This is a genomic window from Streptomyces sp. NPDC058231 (assembly GCF_042882275.1).
GTDB lineage: Bacteria > Actinomycetota > Actinomycetes > Streptomycetales > Streptomycetaceae > Streptomyces.
Map to the genome: position 1 here is coordinate 36,543 of NZ_JBHVWN010000060.1, position 8,234 is coordinate 44,776.

7 protein-coding genes are annotated in these 8,234 nt (G+C 67.8%); all 7 read right to left on the bottom strand.

The window, feature by feature from the left end:
• Positions 1-394 precede the first annotated feature (394 nt).
• Positions 395-1,066: a GntR family transcriptional regulator gene (locus tag ACFVXE_RS29925; protein WP_389675845.1), complete on the bottom strand. Its 672-nt coding sequence runs from the start codon at positions 1,064-1,066 to the stop codon at positions 395-397.
• An 86-nt stretch (positions 1,067-1,152) separates the two neighbouring features.
• A complete protein-coding gene (locus ACFVXE_RS29930) occupies positions 1,153-1,809 on the bottom strand; it encodes an amino acid ABC transporter permease (RefSeq protein ID WP_389675847.1) in 657 nt (218 codons plus the stop codon).
• The gene (locus tag ACFVXE_RS29935; protein WP_389675849.1) at positions 1,809-2,486 is read right to left on the bottom strand and encodes an amino acid ABC transporter permease; all 678 of its coding nucleotides are present in this window, start codon (positions 2,484-2,486) and stop codon (positions 1,809-1,811) included. The genes ACFVXE_RS29930 and ACFVXE_RS29935 overlap by 1 nt, the downstream gene beginning before the upstream one ends.
• Positions 2,487-2,488: 2 nt before the next feature.
• On the bottom strand, positions 2,489-3,418 hold the full coding sequence (locus ACFVXE_RS29940; protein WP_389675851.1) for a transporter substrate-binding domain-containing protein: 930 nt from the start codon (positions 3,416-3,418) through the stop codon (positions 2,489-2,491).
• 32 nt (positions 3,419-3,450) lie between these two features.
• Positions 3,451-4,176, bottom strand: a complete 726-nt coding sequence (locus ACFVXE_RS29945; protein WP_389675861.1) for an amino acid ABC transporter ATP-binding protein — start codon at positions 4,174-4,176, stop codon at positions 3,451-3,453.
• A gap of 59 nt (positions 4,177-4,235) precedes the next feature.
• A complete protein-coding gene (locus tag ACFVXE_RS29950; RefSeq protein ID WP_389675853.1) occupies positions 4,236-5,504 on the bottom strand; it encodes a threonine synthase in 1,269 nt (422 codons plus the stop codon).
• Between the two features lie 74 nt (positions 5,505-5,578).
• Entirely contained in the window at positions 5,579-8,011 is a 2,433-nt protein-coding gene (locus ACFVXE_RS29955) for a M14 family zinc carboxypeptidase (RefSeq protein WP_389675855.1), read from the bottom strand.
• Positions 8,012-8,234 lie beyond the last annotated feature (223 nt).

Here is an 8,234-nt window from a genome sequence, read left to right on the forward strand (position 1 = left end):
TCGAGCCACGTGCGGCACGTTATTGCGCCCGAATCGTGAATCGCAACTCCATTTCCGACCCGCCGGTGGGGTGCAGAGTCAGAGGGCGCTCTTCGGCTATCAGCACCGGATGTCGGAGACACCCGTATCGCGCGCCCGAAGTCCCAGAACGCCGAGCTGAAGGACCGTTTCATCGCCACGGGATTGGGTCGCTTCGGCCGCAGGGTGCCAGCGCGCCGCGAAAGAGCCGGTCCATGGGCGGCCCGGGCCTGTGCGTGGACGACTCCTCAAGGGCGCGCGAGGACAGCCGTGTGTGCGGGTGCGCATGATGCCCGACACCGCCTCACAGGGTTGCCCGCGCGCGCCAACTGACGCTCTTGCTCCCCCGCTCGACCGCGCACCGGGCGGCGTGGAGTCACGGCTGCTCGGCTGCCGCCTGTACCCCGAGGTAGCGCCGCAGCGCCTGGCCCGCTTCGCGGACATGGCGGCGGATGTGCTGCTCCGCGGCGCGCGGGTCGCCCTTCCTGATCGCCTCCAGAATGGCTTGGTGCTCGTCGATGGCGACCGGCAGTCGGCCGGGCGCCTGCGCGGAGAGACGGTTGCCCAGGCGCACCTGAGCAACGAGGTTCTCCGCTACGGGGATGAGCCGTCGGCTGCCCGAGCCCTCCCAGATGAGGCGGTGGAACGCGAGGTCCAATTCCCCGTAGGTGTGCAGGTTGTTCGCCTCGATGGCCTCGCGCTGCTTGGCCAGCAGCTGGTGCAGCTGTGCGGCGACCTGGTCGTGATCGGGCGCCGCGGCCGTCCGGCGCGCGGCGATTCCGTCGACGGCCTCCCGCAGCTCGTACAGTTCCAGCAAGTCGTCGGTGCTGGCTTCGGGGACGAAATAGCCGCGGTGCGGGACGGCGACGAGGAAGCCTTCGCGTTCGAGCGCGGCGAGGGCGGCCTTGATGGGGGTTGGGCTGAGGCCGAGCTGTTCCGTCAGGGGGCGGACGGTGACGCGGGACCCCGGGATGAGGGAACCGTCGAGGACGGCGGCCCGAAGGTGGTCGTAGGCGGCGTTAAGCAGGGTGTGGCGCGGGACGGTCATGGTCGCGGGTGCCCCCTTTTCTCGGGAAGGTGTCGGTACCGAGGACGCTGTCCGTGCCCGACTCGGCTCCGTTGCGGCCGGGCGCGTCAGTGAAGTCTGCGCTCGTACCAGCGGGACAGCATCGTCAGTGGCAGGCAGATGACGAAGAATACGGCGAGTACGGCGCCGAGGATCGGTACTGCGTGCGAGGAACCGCCGGAGAGGGTGAGCCGTTCGATGGAGCGTTGCGATGCTTCGAGGATGTCGAGCAGTCCGATCACGGCGGCCAGTGAGGTCTGTTGGATGAGGTTGACGACGAGTCCGATCAGCGGGGGGAGCGCTCGCCTGGCGGCCTGGGGCAGGAGGACGTGTCGCATGCGTCCGGTCCAGGAGAACCCCAGCGCCGCGGCGGCCTCCGCCTGGCCGGCGGGTACCGACTGGACGGCGCCGCGGACGACTTCGGCCATGTTGGCGCTGCCCCATAGGGACAGTCCGATGGCGGCGGCGGCGAAGGTGTCCACCCGTACGCCGATGATGGGCAGGACGAAGAAGATGAAGAACAGGATGATGATGATCGGTAGGCCTCGCCAGATTTCGACATAGGCCCGGACCACCGCCCGGACCGGCCTGCTGGGCAGGGTGAGTACGGCGCCGAGCAGGATTCCGACCAGGAGGCTGGCGGCGATGCTCACCAGGGCCAGCAGGGCGGTTTCGCGCAGGCCGTCGGCGAGGTAGCTGGCCACGGGCCCGACCCATGGGGGCATCAGTGTCCTCCTGATATCGCGAAGCGCCGCTCGACGGCCCCGGCGCCCAGTGATATGAGCCAGACCAGTCCCAGGTAGACGATGCCGATGGCGAGAAACATCTCGAACACCCGGAAGGTGACGGCGACGACGTTGACGGCGGTTTCGGTGAGTTCCGGGTAGCTGATGGCGACCATGAACGATGAGTTCTTGAAGACGGAGATGAGGGTGTTGGTGACCGACGGGATTGCGGTGCGGGCACCGAGGGGGAGGGTGACGTATCGGAAGGCGGCCACGCGGGGGAATCCGAGGGCTCGGCAGGCTTCGACGTGGCCGGCCTCGACGGCCTCGAAGCCGGCGCGGAAGTTCTCCACGTTGTAGGCACCGCCCCACAGAAGCAGCGACAGCCAGCCGACGGTGAAGCCGTCGAGCTGCAGCCCGGTTTCGGGTAGCGCGAAGTAGAGGAAGAAGATCTGTACCAGGAGTGGTGTGTTGCGGAACACCTCGACGTAGACCGTGATCAGCTGTCGGGCGATCGGTATGCGGAGCGTGCTTGTCGCGCCGAGCAGCATACCGACGAGCAAGGCGCCGGCCATGCCGATGGCGCTGATCGCCAACGTGCGCAGCAGGCCGGAGCCGAGGTCGTCGAGATGGTGGACGATGAAGCCCGGGTCGAAGTGGTAACCGGAGTCGGGCATGCTCAGCACGTCAGGGTGGAGCCGGACGGGTAGGTCAGGTTGCTGCTCGGCCGGGGCAGGTACTTGGCGAACTGCTTTTGCACGGAGGGGTCGGTGACGGTCTTCTGGAAATCGGTCCAGAAGAAGTCGGCCTGCTGCATGTGGGCCAGGGCGCCGTTGATCCAGGCCAGCATCTTCGCGTCGCCCTTGCGGACGCCCATTCCCCACGGGCTGTGGGCCTTGGCGTCGCCGACGACCTTGAGCTTGGGGTTCTTCGCCGCCAGGTCGAGCAGAAGGGTGTCGTCCTGGGCGAACGCGACGCCGCGCTTCTGGTTCAGCGCGGTCAGTGCCTGGCTGGTCTGGGTGAACAGTGTCTGCTTGACGTCCTTCTTGCACTGGGTCAGCCAGAGGCTGGCGGTGGCGCCGCTGGTGCTGATGACCGACTTGCCTGCCAGTTGGTCGAAGCCGGTGACCGGGGAGTCCTTGGGTACCAGCAGTTTCACGCCGCTCTGGAAGTAGGGGGTGGAGAAGTCGATGGTCTGGGCGCGCTCCGGGGTGTAGTTCATCGTCGCTTCGATCAGGTCGATGCGCTTGGAGGTCAGGAACGACACACGGTTGGCTCCGGTGACGCAGGTCAGGGCCAGCGCGTTGGGGTCACCGAACGCGTAGGAGGCCAACTGGTGGGCGATGTCGATTTCGAAGCCCGCGTTCTTGGACGATTCGTCGATGTATCCGAACGGCGGGTAGTCGCACTTGACGCCGACGGTCAGCTTGCCCTTGCTCTTCACCTCGTCGGGCAGCGGCGCCCCTACGTCCACGGGGTCACTGGAGGTTGCGGTGGAACTGCCCGAACCACCGCCGGACGAGGAGGACCCGTCGGACGAGGAGGAGCAGCCGACGGCGAGGGCCAGGATCATCGCCGTACCGATGACCATGCCAAATTTCGATCTCATGACTCAACTTTCCTTCTGCCCGCTGGTGCGGACTATCTGAGAACCTTGTGCAGGAATTGGCGGGTACGTTCGTTCCGAGGCCGGTCCAGCACATCGGCCGGGCGGCCCTGCTCCGCGATCACGCCACCGTCGACGAACACCAGGCGGTCGCCGAGTTCACGGGCGAAGCCCATCTCGTGGGTGACACACAGCATCGTCATCCCGGAGCGGGCGAGGTCACGCATCACGTCGAGGACCTCGCTGACCAGCTCCGGGTCCAGTGCGGAGGTCACCTCGTCAAACAGCATCACGTGCGGGTCCATCATCAACGCCCGGGCGATGGCGACCCGTTGCTGCTGCCCGCCCGACAGCTGCCTCGGGTACGCGTCGGCCTTGCCGGCCAGCCCCACGCGGGCCAGCAAGGTGACGGCCCGATCCTGCGCCTCGTCCTTGGGCATCCGCAGCAGCTTGCGCGGCGCCAGGGCGAGGTTGTCGATGGCGGACAGGTGCGGGAAGAGGTTGAACTGCTGGAACACCATGCCGATGCGTCGGCGTACCGTGTTCAGGTCGACGCCGGGTCCGGTCAGGTCCTCGTTCTCCAGCAGCACCTGGCCGGAGGTCACCGGCTCCAGCAGGTTGACGCAGCGCAGCAGGGTGCTCTTGCCGCCGCCGGACGGGCCGATGATGGCAACCACCTCACCGCGGGCCACTGTGAGGTCGACGCCCTTGAGCACCTCCACGTCGCCGTACGACTTGTGTACCGCGCGCAGCTCCACCATCGCCGTCTGCGGGTCGGCGGGTGGCTGGGCGGGCGGACCGTCCGCACTCGGCGACTCCGTCATCGCGGAGTCCTTGCGGCCGCGGAGGTCGCCTCCTGCGGGAGGTCCGCGTCGCGCAGCAGACGGGGCGGCTGGCCGACCTGGAGGGTGTCGGCGTACTTCAACGCACTGCCGGTGTTGAGCACCAGCACCTCCTCGTCCCCGTCGAGCCACCCGTCGGCGCGCAGCCGGCGTACCGCGGCCAGCGTCGCCGCCCCTTCCGGGCACATCAGCAGACCGTCGGAGGCCGCGCAGGCGGCCTGCTCCTCGAGGATTTCCCGGTCGTCGACGGCGATCGCCGTGCCCTGGCTGTCGCGCAGCGCGGACAGGATGAGGAAGTCCCCCAGCGCGCTGGCGACGTTGATACCGAACGCGACGGTGCGTGCCTGGTCCGACGGCCACGGTTCGGCGGTCTCGGCCCCCGACTCGAAGGCCCGCACGATCGGTGCGCAGCCGCTGGACTGCACGGCCACGAACCGGGGCAGCCGCCCGGTGATCCAGCCCAGCGCGGTCAACTCGTCGAGCGCCTTGCGGATACCGATCAGGCCCACGCCGCCACCGGTCGGGTACACCACGACATCCGGCACCCGCCAGCCGAACTGTTCGGCGATCTCCAGGCCCATCGTCTTCTTGCCCTCGATGCGGTAGGGCTCGCGCAGCGTCGCGGCGCTGAACCAGCCGTCCCGTACCGCCTGTCCCGCGATGCGGCCGGCATCACCGATCAGGCCGTCCACGATGTACACCCGGGCGCCGGCCGCCAGACACTCCTTGCGGGTCACCTGCGGAGCATCCTCAGGCATCACGACCAGGCATTCCATACCGGCCCGCGCGGCATAGGTGGCCCAGGCGGCGCCGGCATTGCCGTTGGTGGGCAGGGTCAGGCGTTGCACCCCCAGTTCGTGCGCACGGGAGACGCCGACCGCCGCGCCCCGCGCCTTGAAACTGCCGGTCGGCAGCATTCCCTCGTCCTTGGCCAGCAAGCCCGGTACCCCGATCCGCTTGCCGTATCCGGGTAGCGGCACGATCGGTGTCCAGCCCTCGCCGAGGGCGATCACGTTCGCGGGATCCCGTACCGGCAGCAGCTCCCGGTACCGCCACAGGTCCGCGCCGCGCGACGCGATGTCCGCTGGTCGGACCGAGGCCCGGACCTGGTCGAGGTCGTAGCGGACGAGCAGCGGCGCACCGCAGCGGCACACGTTCTGGGGAACCTCCGCGTCGTACTGCTCGGCGCATCGCCCACACTCCAGGTGGGTCAGCGCGCTGGTCCACGTTCCGTCGTCGGGGTACAACCGGTGTCTTCCTCTCTGTCTGGCACGGGATGGTCGGTGGTGGGGGCGGGGAGGACCCGCCCCCACCAAGCGATCTACTTTCCGAGACGCTGGAACTGGTCGGCGGTGAGCTTCGTGGACGGCCCGTAGTACGCGGCGTTGAAGAGCATCCGCTGCTCGGAGCGATTCCAGGTGCGGAACCCGATCTCGTTGCCGAAGGTGACGACATAGCCGTCGCCGATCGTCCAGGACAGGCCGTTGACCGCCGCGTTGAGGTGTTCGCCGCCGATCAGCCAGCCGCTCTGCAACTGATCGCCGCTGTCGGGGTACTTGGCGATCACGTCCACCGGGTAGGTGCTCGTACTGGTCAGCTTGTACGCGTCGTCCGACACGAACCACACGGGGTTGTTCGCCGGCACTCCCCAGGCCGCCGGGTTGTTCGTGTCGAACTCCTGGCTCAGCAGCGATCCCGGGCAGTAGAAGTCCGAGGAGGAGCCGCTGGGCAGGGCGGAGGTGATGGGCAGGCTGAACAGCGACTGCGCCGTGTCGGTCCCGCTGCCGTAGCTGACCAGCGTGCCGCCGCCGGTCACGAAGTCGTGCAGCTGGTTCCAGCCGGTCGTGCCGACGCCGAACGCCCAGGCCCAGTCGGACGGGTACTTCGTCGCGTTCAGGCCGTTGACGACGGAGTTCTTGCTGACCCCGTCAGGCATGATGATGGCGTCGTACTTACCGGCGAGGTCGGCGTAGTCGCTCGCCTCCACGACGGAGTAGTTCACTCCGTACTGGTCGAACACCCACATCAGCCAGCCGGACGGCATGTTGTCCGGGGGCTTGAGCAGACCGATCCTCGTGCCCGCCTTGAGCTGGACGCCGGCCACGGACGGCACCGCGCCGACGGCTGACACCGGGATGCCGGTGCTCTTCGACTCGGTGTCCAGGAGCTTCCGGGCCGCAGAGGTCGGCGGGACGAGGAAGGTGCCGACGGGGAAGGTGCGACCGCCGTCGGTGAACGGGGCGGCGGCGCGGAATGTGGGGATGTTCTGCTTCTGCAGCGCGGCGACGATCCGGAACACCCCGTAGGACTCCGGTCCGATCGCATACGCACCGGTGCTCGGCGGTGCGGAGGGCGTGGTGACCACCGGGGGCTTGATGGAGCTCAGCAGCTTGGTGTCGGCCGAGAAGGACGTGGTGACGAGCTCTGCCTCGAAGCCGAGCAGCATCGGCAGGGTCTGCGCGGTGGTGTCGTACGGCCGCTGCGGCGGGCCACCGGGGTACTGCAGCAGCTGCGGGTACTCCTGCACCTCCAGCAGCGTCTTGGCGAACGCGGCATAGGGCTGCTGCATGTAGATGATGTACGACCCGGCGGGGTACTTCTTGCCGTCGGCGGTGAACGTGGTCTGTGCCTGGCGGATCTCCACGGCACCGAGGTGGAAGATCTCGAGGGCGTCGTATACCGCCTGCGGGTCACGCTGCCCGGCTGGGATGACGTAGGCGTACGGGCTGGTCCGGGTCACCGCCTTGACCCCGACGCGGTAGGAGTTGTAGAGCCAGTTGTAGTTGTCGTACGCGACCGCCTCGATGCCTGAGTAGAAGGCCTGGGAGACCCAGTCGATGATGTTGCGCAGCGTCCAGGTGTTGGAGTCGTACGGCTCGATGAAATTGATGTCGGTGGTCTGCTGGCCGAGCGGCTTCGTGCCCACCTGGGGGTAGGCGAGGTTGGCGGCGGACGCCGCCTCGGTCAGGATGCGCGCCGCGCCATGGTAGACGCAGTACTGCCGGGACGGGGACCAGTAGTCGTAGGTCGAGCCCCAGCCGTTGCCCTTCATGCCGGCGACGGTCATGCCCCGCTGCATCGCCAGACCCACCGTGTCGGTCTGCTGCACCAGGATGGTGTCGATGTTGGGGTCGTACGGTGACAGGTACGGCGGCGTGAACAGCCGGGGAGCGCTGGCACCGGCGCCGTGGGAGTCCTGGAAGACCTGGGGCCGGTACTTGTTCAGGATCGAGACGTTGTGTCTGCTCTCGATCTGGGTCAGCATGATCCAGTCACGGTTGTCGTCGTGGCCGGTGTACTTGTTGTACAGGTCCGGGTAGGTGCGCGAGTAGTCGGTACCGGCCGTGGCGGCGAAGTAGTCGTTGACGAGGACTATGCCGTCCGGGTTCTGGCACGGCTGAAGCAGGATGACCAGGTTGTCGAGAATCTTCTCGATGTACTCGGACTCCTCGGTGGCCAGCCGGTAGGCCCATTCGATGGCGGCCTGGGAGTTGCCGACCTCGGTCGAGTGGATGCCGGCCTGCACGAAGTAGAACGGCTTGCCCTCGGTGGCCAGCTTCTTCGCCTCGGCCTCGGACAGTCCTCGCGGGTCGGCCAGCCTGGCGTTGGTGGCGACCAGCTTGTCGAGATTGGCCAGGTTCTTCGGCGAGCTGATGGTCAGCAGGACGTAGGGGTATCCCCGGGTGGTCTTGCCGATCTCCTCGAAGTGCACCCGGTCGCTGCGGGCACCGATCAGCTCGAAGTACGGGACCATCTTGTCCCATTGGGCCAGGAAGCCTTCGGTTCCGATCGACTTTCCGAAGTACTCCGCCGGGGTCGGGATGTGCCCCTTCTTGTGAGTGCCGGCGGAAGACTGGTCGTGGCCGGTCCCGGCCAGGGGTATCGCCGGCGCCCCCCAGGCGGTGCCCCCGGGGCCCAGCGGCCCCCCCCCCCCGCCCCCGCGCAACCCCCCCGCGCACCCCAAAAAACATCGGCGG

What these genes read in the sequence shown, in the direction of transcription:
- ACFVXE_RS29925 (WP_389675845.1), bottom strand. Translation starts at nt 1,066, where the DNA reads ATGACCGTCCCGCGCCACACCCTGCTTAACGCCGCCTACGACCACCTT.
- ACFVXE_RS29930 (WP_389675847.1), bottom strand. Translation starts at nt 1,809, where the DNA reads ATGCCCCCATGGGTCGGGCCCGTGGCCAGCTACCTCGCCGACGGCCTG.
- ACFVXE_RS29935 (WP_389675849.1), bottom strand. Translation starts at nt 2,486, where the DNA reads ATGCCCGACTCCGGTTACCACTTCGACCCGGGCTTCATCGTCCACCAT.
- ACFVXE_RS29940 (WP_389675851.1), bottom strand. Translation starts at nt 3,418, where the DNA reads ATGAGATCGAAATTTGGCATGGTCATCGGTACGGCGATGATCCTGGCC.
- ACFVXE_RS29945 (WP_389675861.1), bottom strand. Translation starts at nt 4,176, where the DNA reads ATGGTGGAGCTGCGCGCGGTACACAAGTCGTACGGCGACGTGGAGGTG.
- ACFVXE_RS29955 (WP_389675855.1), bottom strand. Translation starts at nt 8,011, where the DNA reads ATGGTCCCGTACTTCGAGCTGATCGGTGCCCGCAGCGACCGGGTGCAC.